Here is a 19,566-nt window from a genome sequence, read left to right as displayed (position 1 = left end):
GGGGGTGAGCATAGCGAGCATTAGCGGTATCTGTCTTTCTCAAAGAGGGTCTTCCAGTACAGTAATAGATATTAAATAGTAAATAATAATGCCCCCAAGAAGCAACCGGCATGATATCCCTCATGGTAACAGCGACAGGACTCCCTGCAGAGTCGGACTTGCCGCTGCTGCCTGAGAAGGGCTTCTTCATGCTGCCCAAAAACAGACTAACGAAATGACTAGGAGGATTTACGCATGTCCAAATTAAAGCTCACCATAATCGCTCTCAGCCTTACGCTCGTTCTGGCAGCTGGCTGCTCCAGCAAGAACAACGCAAATGAGAATACCCCCACGAACGAAGTAAAGCAGGAGACTCCTGTTGCAGAAGGAAAGAATGATCCTCCCCCTGCCGAAGAGCCTCCTGTAGAGGAAGCAACGCCTATCGATACAACCACATTAGCGAATACTTCCGGCAAAACATTAATGAAGAGCATCACGCTCAATAAGAACGGCGATGGCGGGCACACCTCCATCGGCATCGTCTCCAAAGGCGGCACGGTCGTCGTAGCAGACCCTAATACGATGCCGACCGAGACAACTGGACTTATTAAAGCCGATATTGTGACCATCTCTCATGATCACTATGATCACACAGACGAGACTTACCTTGCGGAGAGCAAGAAAGCCGGGGAATTTAAATTGTCACAGCAAACCGTAGAAACCTTCACGGTTAAGGATGTTGTGGTAACAGGGGTTTCATCTGGACATTCCTCCATTTTCATGCCAGATGCGCCATCCAATATCATCTATGTCTACGAGGTTGATGGTTTAAGAATTGCTCATATGGGCGATCTTGCCCAGAATGAGCTGACAGAAGAGCAGCTGACCCAGCTCGGCAAGCTGGATGTCGTGTTCCTGCCGTTCTCCGATGTCACCGAAAATGGCTTCACGCCTGCCAAGACTGTCAAGGTTCTTCAACAGCTGCAGCCTAAAATCGTCTCTCCTCTTCATTTCACACCGGAAGCAGTAGAGACTATTCTGACAGAGCTTGGCATTACAGAGCGCAGCGAGGCTGATGAGCTTGCAGTGGATAAAGCAGAGCTGGATCAGGCCAAAGGAATGTCTTATGTGTTCTTGAAGTAACAGTTCCTCACGAGATGCAGATGTGGAAAATGAAACAGAAGGACCGCTGTCGCCCTATGTATGTCGGGAGACTAGCGGTCCTTCTTATTGTCGGCTGATTGCTGGATGCCGGCTACTGATTGCTGGATGCTCGTTATTGGCTGCTCGTTGCTCGTTGCTCGTTACTGGATGCTCGTTATTGGTTGCTCGTTATTGACTGCTCGTTACCCGTTGCTCGTTACTGCACCTGCGTCTCAAAAAGCTGATCGCGTTGATTCAGCTTGGCGATGAAGACCAGCAGGCCGAGATTTACCGCCATTAGCGCTGCGCCGATAATGCCCATAATGAAAGGACTGATCAGCAGCGCACCTGTCGCTTGCCCGACCAGCAGGGCGACAATAGGCAGCACAACAACTCCGGCAATCTGCTGCGCCTCCTGAAAGCTTTTGGATCTGGCGGACACCAGTACACTGAAGAGAATCGCCGTAAGCGTGAACGCCGGTATTACCCAAAGCATCAGTACGATCCAATTGACGCTTGGGAATACCAGTCCTTGAAATAACGGATACGCCAGCACGTTCACAACAATCCCACACAGTACAAAACTTCCGAGAGCTGCCCCATAAGAGGGGATGAAGGATGCCAACAGCTTGCCCGCGAAAAGGTCCCGAATCGACAGCGGCGCAAGCATCAGGCTCTCCAGCGTCTTGCTCTCCTTCTCGCCAACGAAGCTGTTCACTGCGATCATCATCGCGTTGGTGACAGGAATGAGCATGAACAACGGCGGGAGCATAAAGTTCACAATAAAGAGGATCAGCTTATGATTGAGGGTATCCGTCTCGCCAGCTCCGCTGAATGAAATTTCTCCAATCAGCTGCACCAGTCCTCCGCTAATATCCGCAGGATCAATGGAACGACCGACCAGAACCGCAACAACCGGAATAATAACCCCCATTATAAGCGGCAAAATAACCAGGCCAATCCACACCTTGCTCGTCTTCCAAATCATCTTCATATCCTTGGAGGCGATTGCCATAATGTGATTACGATTCATTGGAACGCCTCCTCACCTCGAAATACAGTGCTTCCAGATCATTATTCATAATCTCCGCTGAATGGACCCACGATTCTTCCAGAACCGAACGAAGCAGTCCAGGGATATGCTCCTTGGAGGGCAGTTTGAATTGCAGCTTGCCATCGCCTATAGCTGTGAATGGATATCCCGCCGCTTGATTGCCTGCCCCATTGAAACCTGTCTCTACATTCAGTATGACTTCCTCAACATATCTGGCTTCCAGCTCCCTCAGTGTTCCACGTTCTATAATCCGCCCCCTCTCCAGAAACAGATAGGAGCTGCACACCTCCTCCAGCTGATACAAAATGTGCGAGCAGATTAATATCGTTGTACCTTGCTCATAATTAAGCTTGCGCAAGTAACCAATTACATCCAGGATGCCGTCAGGGTCCAGTCCATTGGTCGGTTCATCCAGAAACAGCAGCGCCGGCTCATGCAGCACCGCCTTGGCGATTGCCAGCCGTTTCTTCATACCGGTACTATACGTGCCAACCGGTTTATCGCCATGCTTGCTCAAACCTAGCAGCTCCAGCAGCCAATCAATCCGTTTCTTGTCCACACAATTGTACAGCTTGGCGAAAAAGAGGAGGTTCTCCCGTCCATTCATCTCGGGATACAATCCGGCGCTTTCCGTTACCACTCCGACGTTTCTCCGAATATTGTCCCCGTCAGTGAGCGGGTCCAGCCCATTCACCCTTATCGTTCCGGTATCCGCTGAGATGACGCCATTCAGCAGACGTATCATCGTCGTTTTGCCTGCACCGTTGGGCCCAAGCAATCCGACGACCTCCCCCTTCCCAACGGAAAAGGATACATCCTGCAGAATATCCCTTCCTTTGAAGCTTTTCGCCACGCCGTCAACTTGTATCATGCTTTAACTTCTCCTTATCTCATTATTGAGACTTGCCCTTTCCGATCCATTCCGCCATATCCTTAATGATTGTTGCCGAAACATGAGCCGGATTATTATATTCCATGCCTACGGACACGCCGTCGTATTCAACAAGCAGATGGTTTACTTTAGGGTAGGAGATATATGAAATGTCATTCCGCGCTTTCAATGCTTCCTTCCAGCCCTCGTATTGCTTCATCGATACTTGCCAGTCATTCTCTCCTTGCAGAATCAGCATTGGCTTTGTTTGTTTCTGTGCAAATTCGGCCGGTACATAATCCCGCTGCTCATACCACCAGTATGCGGGAGGAATCGGGAAGTTCTGCGGCAGATTATCCTTCGAGTAGCTGCTGTTCTGCACAAGCTCAGCGATGCCTGTCCATACGGCGACTGCCTGCTTTTGCGCGGCTTGCATTTCTTCCGGCAGCCCGGCTTGCTGCAGTCTCGCCAAAGCATTATTCTGCTGCTCGATCAATACATCCGTCATCTGCTCGCTAGGCGCTGATAGAAGAATGGCTCCTGCAATATCCACTTCACGATCACCGTCCAGTATGAGCGGCATTACATAACCGCCTTGACTATGTCCTGCTATATAGATGCGGGAAGGGTCGATCCCTTGTGTGTTTTTCAACAAATTCACAGCCTGGAGAACATCATCAACCGATTCATTTTTCAACGTAAACTTCGGCTGAGCGGATACTTTAAAGGTATGCTCCTTCGTTACTTTCTCATAGCGCAATACTGCAATGTTGTGCGAGGCCAGACCGACCGCAATATCTTTGAAAATCTTCGCGCCTCCAATCGTCGAATCACGATCATGCGGTCCTGAACCATGAACCATCACGACGACAGGATGAGGCCCTTCACCCTGAGGTAATGTCAAAGTGCCCGGAAGGGCAAAGGTTCCCTCTCCAATGACAATCTCTTGCTCCGTATAATTGTTCCTATCGTACGCCGGCTTGCCGAATGCCGCCGTTACGCTCATCGGATTGATGGCAAGGTCGTCAATCCGACCGTCCGCATCGAATCGGATCGTGAAATCTAGCGAAGCGCCTTTCATTGTATAAGCCATGCTGACATTCGTATGTACGCCATTAACTCCAACAGCAAGGGACTGCTGCATCTTCGGCTGACCATAGACAGCCGATAGCTGTTGAACCAGCAGACCAAGCCGCTCCTCTGGAAGAGCCTTCTTCAGCTCCTCATTCATCAGCGATAGAACGACATCATGCTGGCCATTGAATAAGCTGTACACATAATAGCCAGCCAATCCTGCATAATCATCCGTCTCGAAGCTGACCGTTCCTGCAGCGATATCCCAATTAACAGCCGTTCCAAATGCAGCATTGATGATCGCTAGTGGAACCATCGCCCTCCCATCCTTAATGACGACCGCGTGACCTATGTCTGCTGGCTTGCCATCGATTGCCGCCTGCGACTTGCCGACCGTAAGCACCAGCTCATTCTCACCGCGCTGGATCGTGACAAGCTTGCTCTTGGCATCCCATTTCACCTTTGCCCCCAGCGATTCCGCTACCGCTTTAGCCGGAACTAGAATCTGCTTCGATTGCTCTGTTTGGGCATTATTGTTGGTTGATGCTGCCGTATTCGGCAGCACGTCCTGTGCTGCGCTGACTGCTGCTGGCAAAGATAATAGCAAGACTAGCGAGGCACCGACAACTGCTTTCTTCATAGGCATTGGTTTACGTTTCAACGGATCATCTCTCCTTAAATGATTCATTCGTTATGGTTTGTTAGTCGTATGACGGTCAAGCTGCGGATAATGTTCACTGCTGCAAGAAATATTTTTAAGAATAGAAAAGCATCCCTTTCCGGGCGAACAGCCGAGCGTATTTGTCGAAGTCCAAAGGAAACACAGATCTCCAATTATTGTATCAAATTACTTTGTCCGATGCAGATCCTTACAAAGCAAAAGAGCCGTCTGGAGGATTAACCCCCCATCCGGCTCTCTTCCTTCTATTCAGAATCAGAACTCAAAGCAGCTATAGCTGAACGTACCGTATTCATATCCTCTGTAGAGCACCTTCGGTTTCGTGACAGCTGAAGCTGCACTTCCCATCGCATGAAACAGCGGCACGAAGTGCTCCGCTCTCGGAACAGCCCGCGATGCATGCGGAGCCAGGCGGTCATACTGCACAAGCGAGTCCACATCCCGATTCTCCACCTTGTCGGCAATCCAATCGTCGAACTCAACCGCCCATTGCTCAGGATGCTGCTGGCCCATCTTGATTTCATTGAAATTATGCACCGTCGTCCCGCTGCCGATAACAAGAATATCCTCTGCTCCTAAGCCGCGAAGCGCTTCACCGATTCGATACTGCTCTTCATTCGGCAGAAAAGGATTCACCGACACGCTAACAATCGGTATGTTGGCTTCCGGGTACATATACTTCAGAAATATCCATGAGCCGTGATCAAGGCCTCGCTTGTTATCCCGCTCCGTTGGAATACCAGCCTTGTGGAATACGCCCTCAAGCCTCTCGGCCAGCTTCGGCGAACCAGGCGCCGGATAGGTGATTTCGTACAGAGCATCAGGAAATCCGTAAAAATCATAAATGGTCTCCAGCGGACCATCTGCGAAGGAGATCGTCGTTACCCGCTCCTCCCAATGTGCGCTGAACATAACAATCGCCTTCGGTGTAAGCCGCTTCCCCGTCTCCTGCAGAAACCCGGTATAGTCCGACTGAGCAAGTGCTAACGTCGGAGCTCCGTGGTTAATAAATAATGCTGGCATCATCGGCGTTTCCCCCTATACAATACTGCTTGCCTTTACTGCTTACTTTTACTGCTGGCTTTTTTTCGCTTACTTTATGTAACTTAGACTATATTATTAATTTAGTTAATTCAAGTTACTAAATTTAGTTTGGTTAGATTGTTTAATTGGGGCGAAGAGGCTATAATATGAACATACAAATGAGGTGATAACGATGGAACAGTCACAATTATGCCCTCGATTTGAGAAAGCGCTCGAAATTCTCAGCAAACGATGGACAGCGAAGATTGTGTACCAGCTGCAATCCGGCCCACAGCGTTTCGTCTGGATCGAGAACTCGCTGCCGAACCTGAGCGGCAAGGTTCTCTCGGAACGGTTGAAGGAGTTAGAGGCCGAAGGGATCATACAACGCGATGTCTATCCCGAAACACCAGTCCGCATTGAATATAAATTAACCGATAAGGGGAAAGCCTTTGCCCCGCTCTTCAAAGAAATCAGCAGCTGGGCCGAGCAGTGGGTCGATTTTCCGTCTGCCCCGTGAAGCATAAAAAGAACGCCGCCGGGTCCGGCCGTGCAGCTCCCAGCGCGCGGTGTGGCGTTGCATGACGGCGGCGTTCTCAGGCTGCTAAGAAAGTCCATGGAGACATTTCTCGGCGGGGCGGGGGCTGTATCAGCCTTCGCTTCCATCTCGATTATTTAGTGGACCTCGCGTTACTTTTCCTTCCTGTCACAAGGTATTTCCGCTTTGCGGCGATAGCCGAAGAGGATTCTACGACACCTTGTCATCCGTAAGAAGGTTTTTCAGCCTTACAGAGCATCTCGCTCCACTTTTCCGTGCTGTAAAGCGGTATTTCCACCTTACAGCGATAGCCGAAGAGGTTTTCACGACGCTTTGTCATCTGTAAGAAGGTTTTTCAGCCTTACAGCGCATCTCGCTCCACTTTTCCGTGCTGTAAAGCGGTATTTCCACCTTACAGCGAATGCCTGAATTGACCTTTCAACAGCCTGAGAACGCCCGTCGGCGTTCTTTTTTGTTTTCTAAGTCCTAAATTTCCTCTTCCCAAAGTAAAGTCTCATTATTGTCGTAAGCCCGAACACTATCCAATGCATGGTATGGAAGAAGAAGATACCACCCTCTCACCCCTGGCACAGCTTCAAATATCTCGGTTGTTTGATTATTAGCTTTTATCGTACGAATATCCTTATTAAAGATAGTACCCCACCATATTTGCACATCCCCGAAGCTTGTAAACTGTGTTGTCATCTCTTTGCCAGAAATGATTGGCGCTCCCCCACCTATGAACGCTTCCCATTCCAAATCGGTCGTCTGCTTTGTCAGCAATATATTTAAATAACTAGAATGATCTCTATCCGCCATTGCAAAAAAAAGTCTGTTTAAGGGATCTTTCCTGTCTTCGTGAACAATGCCATTCAATTCGAATTGGAGACCAGCGGTATCGAAAGTGTCCGCTGCATTTTGAATCGCTTCTTGCGGACTATTCCCAAGGTTGGAGGTATCCACTGGCTTTGGAGTATGAGAGGTGTTAATAACAGCAAGAGACCCTAGTGCCAGAATAAGCAGTATGGCCGTCAAAAAATATTTTTTCATCTGGCGTCTCCTTTACCACAAATCATTGAGGGGTACTGCACAATATTATCCACATATTGGATTGTAACAAGTGCTCGTCAATCTATCAACCCCTTCGCTTCAAGTCCAGCTTGATTCTCGGAAGCTCTTGTACACTGCCTTGCTCCTTGCAGGCATTATGGAAGAGAGGGACTTTCCGCTGCACTCGACTTGACTTGTCTTGATCGCTTTAAGACGTCGTGGGGAAATATTTTTTAAGTTGACAATTAGTGACTACAACTGTAATATTCATATATACTACAATTGTAGTCAATAGAAACTTACAAGGAGGGGCCTATGCAGGAGCAGCCGCGAATTACGGAATCCGAGTGGGAGATTATGAAGGTGCTGTGGTCGTCCCAGAAGAGAATGACAGCCAATGAAATAATAACTGCCTTCAAGGATCATTCCGATTGGAGTCCCAAAACAATCCGCACATTAATAACACGGCTCGTTCAGAAGGGCGCAGTCGGTATTGATGAGACAGGCAGAATATATACCTACTACCCGCTCCTTCAAGAGGAGGAGGGCGTACGAACAGAGGCCCAGTCCTTTATGAGGAAAGTACGGGGCCATATGCTCAAGCCACTGCTGGCACAGTTTCTAAGCGAGCAAAAGCTGTCCGAGCAGGATATCGCTGAGTTGAAAGATCTGTTGGATAAAAGGGGGCCTTAGCTTTGCTGGATGTGCTGACAACCATTTTTACGACTGTTCTAACGTTGTCTATTATGTCTATTGTTGTTGTCGCCTTTATTGTACTGGCCAAGCTCCTTTTGAGAGAACGATTGTCGCCGCGCTGGGGCTATCTGCTGTGGATGCTGCTGCTCGTCCGACTGCTCATCCCCTGGTCCCCAGAGAGTGAATGGAGCGTATTTAATCTCATTCCGCCCCAAGAAACTGCCTTGTCTGCTGCAACCGATGGCATAGGGGCTGCTCCTGATTTCGCAGCGGGTTGGCACTGGCAGGAGGATGCGAATACAGAAGCAATTGCACGCTCGTCTGCTTCTGGTGCTTCTGATGCTTCTGATGCTTCTGATGCTTCTGCTACTGCCGCTGCTTCAAATGCTCCAGCATCTACTCATCCATATAGGTCTGCCGGAGAAGGAGACTTTGCTTTCTCATGGTGGAATGGACTGGCGCTGCTGTGGATGGCGGGATTCCTCGCAGCTGTTGCCTACAGACTTCTAATTCAACGAAAATTCACCCTTCTGTTGAAAAAAGAAGCGACCCTTTGCAGGGATGAGTCACGAATGCAGTTGCTGCAACATTGCCGTGTTAAACTAGGCATTGATCATGATGTACACATGCTCGAAACGGATCTGGTTGCATCACCTAGTCTTTACGGTCTTCGCAAACAGACACTTCTGCTGCCCAGAGCGTTGAATAACGGGCTTGATCCTGTCGATTGGAAATATATTTTTCTTCACGAGTTATCGCACATTAAGCGAAAGGACCTTGCTGTTAATAGAGTGTTGGATTTTCTGCTGCTGCTGCATTGGTTTAATCCGGTGCTTTGGTTTGCAGAGCGTTCCATAAGAGAGGATCAGGAGTTGGCGTGCGACTCACTGGCGCTAACCCGAATTGCCCCGGAAGAGAAACGCGCTTACGCCACCACACTCATTAAAATGCTTCAGTTCTGGAGGGGCCATAGCTCGACCCTTTCGCCTGGCAATATGATAGGGATGTTCGGGAATAAACATTACAAAGGCTACTTGAGAAGGAGAATTTCCATGATCACATTGAGAAAAAACCCCTATCAATGGTCAGTAGTCGGTGTTTTGACCGTTGTATTGGTTGCATTCCTGGCACTCACCGGCGCCAAAGCAGCAGCTCCCCTAACTACCGATGAGCAAGCTGTGATGGACACGCTTCATACTTACTACAATGCAACAGTCAATTATGCCGATTACGAGGCCGCTCTCGCGGTTTCCAAGGATCTTCGTTATAACCGGGAGGATCAGGAACGAATTACAAAAGCTTTGTTCACAAGCCCAAATCTGACGAGATCAAGCGATACGTTGACAGGCTACACGATCAAACGAATCGAGAAAGTAAACGACACCAATTACAATGCCTATGTCGCTGTAGAGCTCCTCCACCTTGGCCATGTTCCTGCTTACGAGCGTCCTGTCATAAAAGAGGATGGCAAGTGGATCATTGTGCTCGAAGACATCACCTATATCACGGAAGAACATCTCAAAGACTACTACAATAATGTCATGTCCCCCGAGCATGAGCTGCTTGCGGCCAACAATGAAGTAAGCGTATACCGCAACAACACCCCCAACTCCATATCTGCTGACGAAATACTAAAATAGACATAAATGACGGCAGCTTAAACCCGCTTTCATCCGCTGTAAGCGGGTTTTTCAGCTCTACAGACAGCTTACGACTTGCCTTCGCACGCTGTAAGACGCATTCCCGCGCTTTCAGCATGTCGTCCACTGTCGGCGCACGGTTCGGCAGCTTCCCGCCCTTGCATCGCCCTGCCTACTCTGCCCACCTTTCCCACACCTTGCATCGCCCCCAACATATGCCAGCAAGCCGCCTCTCCGCTCTACAGCGCTGCCGTCTCCGTCTCTAGCGGCTCCAAGATCCCCCGTTCCAGGCAAGTCAGCACAGCCAGCACTTTTACGCCCGAATTACAGCGAATATGGACCCGTTCCGCAGTAAGCTCAACAATTTCGCCCTCGCCAAAAACGCGGTGCTTCACGAATCGGCCTACAACCAAGCCCTCGCGGCTTCTTATTCCGTTCGGATTGACAGGAACCTCAGGCGGGCCTGACACGCTAATGGCATCCCCTCCCGCAATCCCTCCTGCAGGCGGATTCATAATATGCCGAACAGCCGCAACGAAGGGCGATTCCTTTACCTTTTTGCCATCCCGCTCCTTATAAGAGACCAGCTCCAGGTCCAGCTTCGCCCGCGTCATCCCAACATAGAACAACCGAGTTGCCTCCTCCAGCAGAGCCTCGTTCCCCTTCTCGCAATCATTTGACGATGGTAGGACCCCATCCACGGCATCCACCATATACACCGTCTGAAACTCCAGTCCCTTGGCGCTGTGCAGCGTGGAGAAGGTCACCGCATTCCCGTTCCTGTTGCTCTTTGCCTTCCGCAATAGAGATTCCAAATGCTTCAGCCGAGCCGCGAATTGCTCCATCGTATCCAGAGTCGCCGCAATTTCGCCCAGCGTGTTCAATATCCCGGTCAAATACTCCTTGTTGAAGCCGAGCCGCTCGCTCATCTTATCAATTGCCCTGTCATAGCCCAATCGGCTGCGGATCACGCCAATGGCTTCATACGGCGGCATGCCCTTCATCTGCTGGAACGTCTCCTTGCATTCCAGCAGCTGTTTGCCCTGATAATCCTGCAATTGAACGTAATTCAACAGATTGTCAAAGACGGATTCCTGATTGTTGATCTCCTTCAATACCTCGATCTGATGCTTCGTAATATACCCATGCAGCTTGGTATGGATCGCCTCCAGAATATCCGCCCGCTTGTCCGTAAAGGACATCCGCATAAAATTCAATATATCCTCTACCACCCAATGCGAGAAAAAGCGGTTGTCCGCATCCTTCATGTAGAAGGGAATACCCGCCCGGTCAAATTCATTCATGAGCATAATGGAGGACGAATTGTTCCGATACAGAATCGCCACATTCCGAAGGTTCTGAACCTCCTGAACCCGCTCTGCCAAATATTTGGCCTGCACCAGATTATCGTCCAGCGTCACGATACGAATGGGCTCATGCGGCGGGTTGACCGTAAACATCGTTTTGTCATACCGATTCTTATTGCGCTTGATGAACTGACTCGCCACCTCCACGATATCCTTGGAGGAACGGTAATTCTGCTCCATGAACAGAATGCTCGCATCGGGATAAACCTCTCGGAAGTCGAGCAAATATTGCGGCTCAGCCGCTCGCCAGGTATATATGCTTTGATCATCATCAGCAACGACGCACAAATTGCCATGCTCACGCACCAGCTTCTCGATTATGGCATGCTGGACCATTGACGTATCCTGACTTTCATCGGTTAGCACATAATCATAACGCTGCTGGTACTTCTGAAGAAGCTTCGCGTCCCCCTCCAGAGCCTCATTTGCTATCGTCAGCATATCATCGTAATCTACCAGCAGCTTATTGGCGCCTGAACGTTTGAACATTTCATATTCCCGCAAAATACGTTCCGCCCGCAGCACCTCGCATTTGACAGACGGCCACTGCTCCTGAGGAATCAACTTGTTCTTAACAAAGCTGATATACGTACTCAGCGCCTCCATCCCATCCTCTGTCAGCTTGTCGCCGTTAATCGCACCATATATTTTTCGCAAAATAAGCTTCTTGTGCAGAGGCGGGTTATCCGGATCAGCATCAGCAGCCCCTTCCTCCTGCATCTCAACAGCCCCCTCGATAATTTGGAAGGAGGTTCTAGTCTTATAAAAGTGCTCTCGCATAATCTCGAAGGCGAGACTGTGAATGGTAGAGAAGTCAACCGGATCAAGCTCCGGGAAGAATCGCTTGAAGCGCTCCTTCATATCCATCGCCGAGGCGCGGCTGAACGTTACCGCCTTAACTCGTTCCGGATCAACCCCCTGCTGTTCAAGCAGATAGCCGATTCTCATAATAATAGTCGTTGTTTTCCCTGAGCCCGGCGAGGCCAGCAGCAGCAAAGCGCCCTCCGTTTGACTTACCGCCTGCTTCTGAACCTCATTCAACGATACCCCGACCTCCTCATTCTTCCGAATGAAGAACTGCTCAAATTGTTCCATGTCGCATACTACCTCTCTCACAATGAAAAAATACCGCGTTGCTCCGAATCCCGCAGCGGACGTTTCTCCCTTAATCTTACCCGAGCTTGACCTGTTTCTTCCCGATTTAATCAATAAAAGCTACTATCGCACAAATTGCCCCATCCAACAAGTCAAACCAACAGCAGCCCGTTACTGGCCAGCGCAAAATATATGCAGCTCTCATCCTTGCAAACAAACTGCAACAATAAGCTACTCACCGACGTTATTGAAAACAAGAAGTGAACGTTGTTTGTTATAGGATAGGAGAGATTCTTATTAAGAAGACCGTGCTGGCGCTAGCAATGTTCTGCTTTATGATGTCCGCATGCGGCAACCCCGTCCAATCATTCGAGGATACCATTGAGAGTACGAGTGAGAACGAATTTACTGTGAACTGCTCCGATGAAGTCAATAGAGGGAAGAATGGTAGCATCGATGCTATAGGCTACATGTGCCGAATAGGAATTGATAGCAGCACACATTTTAAGGATCAAGAGGGAAAACCGTTGCAAATGGCGGATTTCTCACAGGGAGATCTCATTCGAATCACACTCGCTACGCCGCAAAATATTAGCGAGGACAACAGAAGCTTTGCCGCACAAGAAATTGTTCTCTTAAACGGGCAATAAAATAGCCACAGAGAAGCCGCGACTTAACGCAGCAGCCTCTCTGTGACTCTATTCAGCATGCCATGCAGAATTATCTACAAAAGCTCTTCAAACGAATGGTAGTAGACAGGGTAATTCGGAAGCTGCTCGAAGCCAAGCTTGTTCGCGATGGCAATCGAATCGAGCCGAAAACTCTCTGTCGTCCAATGCGGCACTCCGCCTCGATGGAGACAGGCGGTGATGAAATGCATCGCCATCGCAGTTGCAAGCCCTTTGCCCCGATGCTCGGTGTTGTACGTGTTTATGCCGATCTCATAATCGTCGCCGCTGACAAATACAGATAGACATGTGCCGACAACCTCATGCCCTTTCATCACACAGTATCCAATTCCCATGCTCATAAACTGCTCTATCGATTCCCAGAATTTCAGAATCTCCTTCGTCATTGTCCGCTCCGTATCCATCTCGATCGCGATGCGGTCAATTGCTCTGAGCTCGTAGCCGCTCGCAAGAGAGGCTGTATTCGCAAGCCGCCGCAGTTGAAACTGATCCCTCCGAAATATAAAAGGAACCCGTTCTCCCCTGTTAAGCTGATTGCGGAAATAGCTGTCAATCGTAGATTGCCAGCAGGGATAGGAGGGTATCTCCATGTTGAAATAATCCTCGCCGTCAGCTAACGCCAGGGGCTTGATCGTCTGAATAATAAAATGCTCCAGTTGCCCATTGAATCCCTTGCTCTGTTCGCCCCCAGCTCCAAGAAGATAGAACATTTCATTCTTCGCCCACACGAAAGCAGCTGTTGGCGCTTGTGCATGATCCGCGAAAATTCTCCCCCGATTATTGCCGTCAATAACGCCCTCAATAACCGGATTTCTCCCCATGCCCTCCAGCAATGGCCGGATTGCAGCATACTGTTGGACTTCCAACTCTTTAATCACGTTAATCCCTCGCATTCTGTTCATATCTTTCTCTTAGCAAGAAACATATGCTCAGAAGGCTCCATACTTACTCGTATCCGTCGCCTCCTCTGCTACTGTTATACTTCGCCCGCATGCCTGCTCAAATATCGAATTGCCCATCCTCAAACAGAGCCACGAAGGAATCAACGATGTCCGAATCGAACTGCTGGCCTCTCTGATCAATGAGATATTGAATAGAACGCTCTACGCTCCACTTTTCCTTGTAGGGCCGCTTGCTCGTTAACGCATCGAATACATCGACAACACTGACGATACGGGCTTCAAGCGGAATATCGCTTCCTTGCAGGCCGTGCGGGTAACCGGTTCCGTCCCACTTCTCATGATGATGCAAAATAATATTTTTGGCTGTAGACAGCTCGCTCTCGAACAACTCATCATTGAGCTCTGCGTAGATCTTGTCCAGAATGTCCACGCCGATCAGCGTGTGCATCTCAATAATGGTCCGCTCATAATGGGCAAGAGGCCCTGGCTTATAGAGAATGCCTTCCGGTATAGACGATTTGCCAATGTCGTGAAGGATGCTGGCATGAGCAATTCGGGACATTGCTTCACGCACCATGCCTAATCCGAGCCTGTCATTATGCATGAGCACAAGCTTCTCCGTTAATTGCCGCACCCTCAGCAGATGTGATTCGATGCCAGGGTCGCGAATCTCACAGGAAATAGCAAGCACCTTCAACAAGGAGCCCTGGATCTGTCTAACCCGTCCATCATCGAGATAATACCCGCTTGCAAGCTGCTCAAGCTCACGAAACATGCCTACAAAATAAAGCTCCCCGTCGATGTCGAAGGGAGTAATTGTAATAGAGGAATGCCACAGCTCTTGATTCTGCTTATAATTCGTGAATACGCCCGACCACGGACGACCGGAATGGATCGCTTCCTTCATGCAGTTATGCGTCTCTTTTGGGGTATACGGGCTCCGCAAAATAGCCGCTTTCTTGCCGACAATGTTGCTTGCGGAGTAACCTGTAACCCTTTCATAGGTCTCATTAACTGCTAATATAGTATGACTCTCATCCGTAATAATAACAGCATCCGCCAACGACAGGAATGTGTGCAGCTGTGAATTCATGTAGTCTCCTTCTTCGCTCGTTACACTGTTTATGAGAACCGCTTATTATGAATTTTGGAATACACCTCTCCAATAATCTCCTCTTTGGTCGATAGCATGGTAAGCTTGGTCGCACTAATGCGGCGATATATTTGTCTATTGATGCTGCCGTCTATCAATAGCCGATCCAGGACAGGCACTCGGAATTGGTCAGCGGACATGTAAGCGATCAGCAGCTCTTCACCCTGCTTAGGCTTCAATAATACCCGAACGCCATTCAACCTGGGATAGATCCAGGAGTCAAAATCTTCAACGATACGGAAGCGTTCCTTCTCCGCCTGCACGATGGACGGCTGATTCGTTGGCAGCGGTATAGCGTAGACCATTCTGTCGAATGAGAACCTCAGATCCTCCAACGACGTATTGTCCAAGCGCTTCAATTGCTCTCTGGTGAATAGGCGGAGGTACAGCAAGTACCCCCATCTGCTTCCTAGCAGGGCTACTACGGCGAGCAGCAGCAGCAGAATGGTTTGTAGTGCATTGATCACTGTAATCAAGCCCCCTCCCGATATACAATGACCTGATTCTTGCCGTTTCTCTTCGCTTCATAGAGCGCAGTATCGGCCCGATCCTGCAGCTGTTGAATGCTCATCCCATGCCGGTAAGAAGCCAGCCCAACACTCACCGTCACCGCGCCATTCGGCTGTGACTGTGCATTGTGGAAAGGGAATTGCTCAACCAAGGAACGAATCTGTTCAGCCGTGCGCTGCGCCCCTTCAAGTGAAGTTTCCGGCAGAAGCACAACAAATTCCTCCCCTCCAAAACGGCAAGGAACATGCAGCTTGTCCACTGACTTCGTTATTATTCGGGCAAGCTCTATCAATACCTTGTTGCCTTCCAGATGCCCGTTCGTATCATTGTAATGCTTGAAGAAATCGATATCTAGAATGATCAATCCCAGTGGACTGCCATTCTGATCCGCTTGTGCAGCAAGCTTATGCAGCGTCTCCTGCAAGTAGCGCTGATTATACAGACCTGTTAAACCATCCGTTATCGACATCTGCTGCGTCCGCTTGTACAAACGTGAATTCTCAATCGCAATAGAAGCCTGGGCTGCCAGAGGAACAATGCTGTCCACTTCCTCCAGATCAAGCGGCTCATGATTAATATTATTATCGACAATAATAATGCCCAGCGCCTTGCCCTGATTCAGCATCGGGATAACAGCGAACGAGGTCATGAGGAATCTCGCAGCTATCATTAACTGTAAGGGATCATTTCGATCAATCTCACGAACGATATAAGGCTTTTGCTCTGTTATGGCAAGCCCGATAATATGATTCGAGGTTATCGGGATAACCGTATCGCGCAGCAGTCCATTCAGCTCATAGTCATGAACCTGCTTCTCGTCCTTCATATCGATGAAATCGCCCAAATCCATTCGAGTATTGACCACCGCATTCCAAATGGCGATGCCTTCCTCCTCATTCATGGAGCCGATGCCAAGCTCGCCCTTCAAACGGGAATCGCTTTCATCAATCAGGAAGAGCAGCGCCCGATTAAAGCCCAATCCATACCCGGCAGTAATCGCTGTCAAAATAATGTGCAGCAGCTTGCCAAGCTCCATCGTGCTTTGAATCGCGATTCCGATCTCCTTCAGAATAGACAGATGTCTCGATTGCTTGTACAGCTGCGTCTGCCAGACGGTCTCCGATGCCAGCTTCCTTCTTAACTGGCGATGGAACACTAAGCCTACAACCCCTGTTAATAGAAGCACAGTCATGGGCATAGGATACCATTGAATCTCGGCGCCGTTATAGGGCAATAACGTAATGAGCAGCACAGAGATGAGCGCACCATACCAAGAAAAGCTATAAGAAGCCAATAGTACGAAGGACCCGTTCAAAAACAAAGAAAAATCACCGAAATCGTTTTTTAGAATGACTTCCATGAGTACAAACGAGCATACACATAACAGCAGCTTATTCCAAAATAGCGGCAAATAAAACCGTAGAAACGATCCGGCCAAAAATACAATACCTGCAAGGGTTGCAACAAGCGGTATCATTGAAGGCCTCCTAATAGTTCATTAAGAGCATATTCGACAAATTTCGATTCATTCCTTCAAGATTAAGTAAAAGACAACTTAAAAAATCATATTATCTTTACTTCCGCTATGCCCGTTGAACCCCTCCACCAATTGACTCCGCATATTGCTTGCAGATTTGCGCTAGTTCTTCAGGCTTACTTAACATAGGCAGATGCCCGGAATCAAGCTCTGCTGTCTCGCTCGCTTGCAGATTCTCAGCCATCCGCTTCTGCAGGCTCGGCTGGAACTGCCGATCCTGCTTCAACAGCACATATAGAGCATTGTGCGGGGTTCCTCTGCGCGTCAGCTTCTCTGTATATATTTTTCTCGATTCGGGAACGAAACGCTCTACGACCCTTGCTGCCAGATGATCGTCAAGATCGCTGCATAATCCGCTCCGAATAGCGGAAGCCGGGGGCTTCGTGCCTGCGACCGCAAGCATCACGCTAAGGAATGCTCGCTGCATGCCGGGGATGCAGGAGAGAAATGAGCCATTCCCCGAAGGAATAGCCGCTCCGACTGCAATAAACCCGACAATACGATCCTTGCGCAGGCTCGCAATTTCAAGACCGATAAGGCCGCTTATCGAATGGCAGACCAGGATCAGCTTCCGGGGGTTGAACGAATCAACCTCAGCAAGCACGGCCTCCACATACTGCTGAAACGTCAGCTCTTTCGTCAGCGTATTGGCATGCTTGCCTCTTCCGGGCAAATCAATTGCAAGAACGGGATGCTCCATTCGTGACACCGTATCCTGCCAAATCCAAGCTCCCAATCCAGCGCCATGCAGCATGACAAAACCAACAGCTTCACTAGTTTCCATCCTATTCAATCGCCTGTCGCTATCAGATATCTCAACGATATCCCTCTTGCCAATGCCTTCTTCCATTTCCTGCAACACTCCCCTTATCTTCATGCCCCCATCATATAACAGTATCCCTGACAGCTATTGTCAGGGATACTGAGAAATTCGTTCCAGCTAATTCGCTGCCGCATGTCCGCATTCAGCATGAACCACACGCCTGCATGCGACCTGTTTGCGACCTGTATGCGATTCACTTAAATGAGCAGCTCCAAACATCATTTCTTAGTTCATTTAGGGAAGCGCTTACGATCATTTCAGTCCACTGGAACCGCTCAGCATTCCTTCAGCGAGCGGAAAAACAATCTGCTCCTCTATTCGGAGATGCTCTCTGAGCAGCACGCAGCCTTGCAGCAGGCAGCGTACCGCCTCGGCCACCATCCCTGCATTAGGATGCGCATCGATCTCGCTCACTCTGCGGAGAAACTGCTCCATATACATGCGTCCCATCTCGTGATCCTTTTCCATTGTCCAGATGGAATCATCGATTCTATGGTTGTAGGAGCGGCGGAAATATTCGTTAATGAAAGGAAGCAGCGTTTCTTCCTCCCAAGCCGCATGCTGCTCCAGCTTCTCCATGAACTCGCGGATCGATGCCTTCAATTCTCTCAGCTCATTCGCAGCAGCCAACACGTCAACCATTCGCTCAACACCATCAGCCGCCCACTCGATCCGCTCAATCATAAACCGCAATTCGATATGCTCCTTCCGCAGCTGTCCCAGCATAACGATCAGTTCAGATGGATGAGGAAGCTCTTCCCGACGACGTCTCACCATTGCCTTATGCATCAAATCATTCAACCTCCTTATTGAACGAAATATATTGAAGAATGACCTATCCCCTGTATGTAAGTTGACTTTAAACCAGACTGCCCTTTGCGAGGACAGTCTGGTTGAAGCGCCTAACGGCTTGCTTCATTCCTTTGGCAAAGACCTTCCAGCGAAGCTGCAGCCGGCGTGTGGTGACACCCGTCCACCCCACCGCGCTGAGAGCTTCTTGCTAACTAAACGCCGGCATCTGTTGCCCTATTGTTCGGTTTGCGGCGGAAAATTTGGTTGAACTTCTTGTTGAGTACAGGCAGAATGTAGCGGTCTAATCCGAAGCGGCCAGCGTTGGCGCCACCGACGATAACCAGAATGCCCAGCAGCGTTAACCAAGGATTCGTGCTTACCGTTCCTGCGAACATGAACATGAAGTTCATCAATAAGCCGAAGAACGCAGCCGTTATAGTCAAAGCTCCGAGTATAAGGCCAAGGCCTACAAGGAATTCGCCCCATGGGATGAGGATGTTAATAAGCTTCACATTCGGCAGCGCGAAATTTTCGAGGAAAGCATTGAAGGTCGGGTAGACCGCTTCGCCCGTCGCCTTGTCCATAACCGGTTTAGCCAGCGCCCCATTCAGGAAGCCCGTAGCGTCGAATGCCTTCTCGCCTGTTATTTTGCCCCACCCTGCAATCAGCCATTTGTAGCCAAGCACCAGTCGAATTATAGTTAGAATACCGGCCGCCCATACATTTTCTCTCCACCATTTCATCATGACAATCACTCCTCCGTTTGTTTGTAGCCCACAAGCTTGCAGTCCATGAGAGATTGTATTCCATCCTCGTCAATTACATGAACGATGCCGCAACCGATGCACCGGAATGAATGTTTTCCATCGGAATCACCTTCTTCGTTTTCTATGTCTCTATTATACTTCTGCCTTACCCAAATGAATGTGAAATAAATCACATCCAAATATA

18 protein-coding genes are annotated in these 19,566 nt (G+C 49.3%); 5 read left to right on the top strand and 13 right to left on the bottom strand.

The genetic code is table 11. The features are described 5' to 3' along the window. The first annotated feature begins 234 nt into the window (after nucleotides 1–234). Entirely contained in the window at nucleotides 235–1,122 is an 888-nt protein-coding gene (locus L6H65_RS23560; protein WP_236345798.1) for an MBL fold metallo-hydrolase, read from the top strand. Between the two features lie 217 nt (nucleotides 1,123–1,339). On the opposite strand, the gene L6H65_RS23555 is transcribed toward L6H65_RS23560, so the two are convergent. The 4 genes from L6H65_RS23555 to L6H65_RS23540 all read right to left on the bottom strand — a co-directional run bounded on the left by L6H65_RS23555 (nucleotide 1,340) and on the right by L6H65_RS23540 (nucleotide 5,826). Then, nucleotides 1,340–2,155: an ABC transporter permease subunit gene (locus L6H65_RS23555; RefSeq protein WP_236345795.1), complete on the bottom strand. Its 816-nt coding sequence runs from the start codon at nucleotides 2,153–2,155 to the stop codon at nucleotides 1,340–1,342. Next, nucleotides 2,145–3,047 (bottom strand): ABC transporter ATP-binding protein, encoded by a 903-nt coding sequence (locus L6H65_RS23550; RefSeq protein ID WP_236345779.1) that lies wholly within the window; start codon nucleotides 3,045–3,047, stop codon nucleotides 2,145–2,147. The genes L6H65_RS23555 and L6H65_RS23550 overlap by 11 nt, the downstream gene beginning before the upstream one ends. A 22-nt stretch (nucleotides 3,048–3,069) precedes the next feature. Then, nucleotides 3,070–4,782 carry an alpha/beta hydrolase family protein gene (locus L6H65_RS23545; RefSeq protein ID WP_236345776.1) on the bottom strand — a complete coding sequence of 571 codons (1,713 nt, stop codon included), beginning with the start codon at nucleotides 4,780–4,782 and terminating at the stop codon, nucleotides 3,070–3,072. A gap of 273 nt (nucleotides 4,783–5,055) precedes the next feature. Next, on the bottom strand, nucleotides 5,056–5,826 hold the full coding sequence (locus tag L6H65_RS23540; RefSeq protein WP_236345759.1) for a dioxygenase family protein: 771 nt from the start codon (nucleotides 5,824–5,826) through the stop codon (nucleotides 5,056–5,058). 190 nt (nucleotides 5,827–6,016) lie between these two features. Here L6H65_RS23540 and catR point away from each other — a divergent pair, with 190 nt between their 5' ends. After that, a complete protein-coding gene (catR, locus tag L6H65_RS23535) occupies nucleotides 6,017–6,343 on the top strand; it encodes a catDE operon transcriptional regulator CatR (RefSeq protein WP_236345755.1) in 327 nt (108 codons plus the stop codon). A gap of 504 nt (nucleotides 6,344–6,847) precedes the next feature. Here catR and L6H65_RS23530 read toward each other — a convergent pair. Further along, nucleotides 6,848–7,411: a hypothetical protein gene (locus L6H65_RS23530; protein ID WP_236345738.1), complete on the bottom strand. Its 564-nt coding sequence runs from the start codon at nucleotides 7,409–7,411 to the stop codon at nucleotides 6,848–6,850. A 315-nt stretch (nucleotides 7,412–7,726) separates the two neighbouring features. Here L6H65_RS23530 and L6H65_RS23525 point away from each other — a divergent pair, with 315 nt between their 5' ends. Both L6H65_RS23525 and L6H65_RS23520 read left to right on the top strand, forming a co-directional pair. Next, nucleotides 7,727–8,104 (top strand): BlaI/MecI/CopY family transcriptional regulator, encoded by a 378-nt coding sequence (locus L6H65_RS23525; protein WP_236345735.1) that lies wholly within the window; start codon nucleotides 7,727–7,729, stop codon nucleotides 8,102–8,104. Between the two features lie 11 nt (nucleotides 8,105–8,115). Next, nucleotides 8,116–9,747 carry a M56 family metallopeptidase gene (locus L6H65_RS23520; protein ID WP_236345901.1) on the top strand — a complete coding sequence of 544 codons (1,632 nt, stop codon included), beginning with the start codon at nucleotides 8,116–8,118 and terminating at the stop codon, nucleotides 9,745–9,747. A 239-nt stretch (nucleotides 9,748–9,986) separates the two neighbouring features. Here L6H65_RS23520 and L6H65_RS23515 read toward each other — a convergent pair whose 3' ends face one another. Beyond that, nucleotides 9,987–12,209, bottom strand: coding sequence for an ATP-dependent helicase (locus L6H65_RS23515; protein WP_236345732.1), 2,223 nt, complete (start codon nucleotides 12,207–12,209; stop codon nucleotides 9,987–9,989). Nucleotides 12,210–12,469: 260 nt separating this feature from the next. Between L6H65_RS23515 and L6H65_RS23510 the strand changes: the two genes are divergently transcribed. Beyond that, the gene (locus tag L6H65_RS23510) at nucleotides 12,470–12,859 is read left to right on the top strand and encodes a hypothetical protein (protein ID WP_236345729.1); all 390 of its coding nucleotides are present in this window, start codon (nucleotides 12,470–12,472) and stop codon (nucleotides 12,857–12,859) included. 74 nt (nucleotides 12,860–12,933) lie between these two features. Here the strand turns inward: L6H65_RS23510 and L6H65_RS23505 are convergent, their stop codons facing one another. The 7 genes from L6H65_RS23505 to L6H65_RS23475 all read right to left on the bottom strand — a co-directional run bounded on the left by L6H65_RS23505 (nucleotide 12,934) and on the right by L6H65_RS23475 (nucleotide 19,361). Then, nucleotides 12,934–13,800, bottom strand: coding sequence for a GNAT family N-acetyltransferase (locus L6H65_RS23505; protein WP_236345726.1), 867 nt, complete (start codon nucleotides 13,798–13,800; stop codon nucleotides 12,934–12,936). 97 nt (nucleotides 13,801–13,897) lie between these two features. Next, nucleotides 13,898–14,893 (bottom strand): HD domain-containing phosphohydrolase, encoded by a 996-nt coding sequence (locus L6H65_RS23500; protein WP_236345723.1) that lies wholly within the window; start codon nucleotides 14,891–14,893, stop codon nucleotides 13,898–13,900. A gap of 29 nt (nucleotides 14,894–14,922) precedes the next feature. Continuing rightward, nucleotides 14,923–15,420: a hypothetical protein gene (locus L6H65_RS23495; protein ID WP_236345700.1), complete on the bottom strand. Its 498-nt coding sequence runs from the start codon at nucleotides 15,418–15,420 to the stop codon at nucleotides 14,923–14,925. A gap of 5 nt (nucleotides 15,421–15,425) precedes the next feature. Beyond that, complete coding sequence (locus L6H65_RS23490; protein WP_236345686.1) at nucleotides 15,426–16,940, bottom strand: GGDEF domain-containing protein; 1,515 nt, start codon at nucleotides 16,938–16,940, stop codon at nucleotides 15,426–15,428. A 106-nt stretch (nucleotides 16,941–17,046) separates the two neighbouring features. Next, nucleotides 17,047–17,850: an alpha/beta fold hydrolase gene (locus L6H65_RS23485; protein WP_236345683.1), complete on the bottom strand. Its 804-nt coding sequence runs from the start codon at nucleotides 17,848–17,850 to the stop codon at nucleotides 17,047–17,049. A 225-nt stretch (nucleotides 17,851–18,075) separates the two neighbouring features. After that, the gene (locus tag L6H65_RS23480) at nucleotides 18,076–18,612 is read right to left on the bottom strand and encodes a hemerythrin domain-containing protein (protein WP_236345894.1); all 537 of its coding nucleotides are present in this window, start codon (nucleotides 18,610–18,612) and stop codon (nucleotides 18,076–18,078) included. A gap of 215 nt (nucleotides 18,613–18,827) precedes the next feature. Beyond that, nucleotides 18,828–19,361 (bottom strand): DoxX family protein, encoded by a 534-nt coding sequence (locus tag L6H65_RS23475; RefSeq protein WP_236345667.1) that lies wholly within the window; start codon nucleotides 19,359–19,361, stop codon nucleotides 18,828–18,830. Nucleotides 19,362–19,566 lie beyond the last annotated feature (205 nt).

Origin of the sequence: Paenibacillus plantiphilus (assembly GCF_927798095.1) — a bacterium.
GTDB classification, from domain to species: Bacteria; Bacillota; Bacilli; order Paenibacillales; family Paenibacillaceae; genus Paenibacillus_Z; species Paenibacillus_Z plantiphilus.
Note: the sequence above shows the minus strand (reverse complement) of the source record. Positions and strands in the feature narration are given on the sequence as shown.